The sequence below is a fragment of the Faecalibacillus sp. MSK20_93 genome, assembly GCF_020589945.1.
GTDB lineage: Bacteria > Bacillota_I > Bacilli_A > Erysipelotrichales > Coprobacillaceae > Faecalibacillus > Faecalibacillus intestinalis.
Genome location: NZ_JAJDKA010000141.1, coordinates 1 through 945, shown reverse-complemented (window position 1 = coordinate 945; position 945 = coordinate 1). Strand labels below are relative to the sequence as shown.

Below are 945 nucleotides of genomic sequence, written 5' to 3'. Positions count from 1 at the left end.
AATGGGGGGAAAAGTTTGAGATATTTATAATATCAGGAACTTACCTATCCATATATCAATGGTTTTTATCAAACGCACAGAGCTTAGTGCTTATGGCGATTGTGGTTATCGGTATCTACTTAGGGTTCAAACGTGAGTTTTCCAAACTTATCGGTTTCTTGGTAGTTGCCTTGATTGCTGTTGGCTTGGTGTTCAATGCTGGCGGTGTGAAAGATGTACTGTTAGAGCTGTTCAACAAGATTATCGGTGCATAAATTTTTATTGTGATGTTGTTAATTGGGTGATATAATATGGATATAAAAATACAACTTTAGGAAGTGATATTTTATGTTAGGATTTAGTATAATGATGTGGTTTGTTTCTGCTATCCTTATATTCGTGAGTATTTCTTTATTAAAGGGAAATTACTCTTTTGTTCATGGTAAAGTATTTGATACTACTGATAACAAAAAAGGATATGCAAAAGAATTAGGAAAACCTGTTTTATTCGTAGGGATTGGTATTTTAGTATCTGGGGTAATTGCGATTATAGTAAAAAATCATTCTATTCCTACCGCAGTTTTTTTCTTGGCAATTATAGCTGGTATTGCTGGACTATGGCTACACAAAATACAAAAAAACTTCCGAAAATTTTAGTTTCCAAATTTATATTTATATGCAAAGCAGTTGGTCTTAGGATTGACTGCTTTTTTCTTACCAAAATTTCAGATTGGAGTGATGAAATGAACGATATTTTTAAGGATATGCAGGCAAAAATCGGCTGTGAGTATATTTCCGACCTGCCCTCTTACAAGCGTAAGGTGTGGCATGAAATGAAACGACTGAACCCTGCCAACTATGAAGAAAGACAGTTAGAAGATTTTTCAAAGTATGTGTTTGGTATGTCGTACCAGACCTTAAAAGATGTGATGAAACAACAGAAAGGACGTGAGGAACAATGCAGGA

At 34.5% G+C, this 945-nt stretch carries 3 protein-coding genes; all 3 read left to right on the top strand.

Going from position 1 to position 945, the window contains the following annotated elements; genetic code table 11:
• Nucleotides 1–29: 29 nt before the first annotated feature.
• Complete coding sequence (locus LJD34_RS16025; RefSeq protein ID WP_032548346.1) at nucleotides 30–254, top strand: hypothetical protein; 225 nt, start codon at nucleotides 30–32, stop codon at nucleotides 252–254.
• Nucleotides 255–327: 73 nt separating this feature from the next.
• Complete coding sequence (locus tag LJD34_RS16020; protein ID WP_004843356.1) at nucleotides 328–636, top strand: hypothetical protein; 309 nt, start codon at nucleotides 328–330, stop codon at nucleotides 634–636.
• A gap of 86 nt (nucleotides 637–722) precedes the next feature.
• Nucleotides 723–945 (top strand): conjugal transfer protein (locus LJD34_RS16015; RefSeq protein WP_227360366.1); only part of this gene is annotated, 223 nt, incomplete at its 3' end.

Bases quoted from the DNA above. Each gene is read 5' to 3' on its own strand.
- LJD34_RS16020 (WP_004843356.1), top strand. From the start codon at position 328: ATGTTAGGATTTAGTATAATGATGTGGTTTGTTTCTGCTATCCTTATA.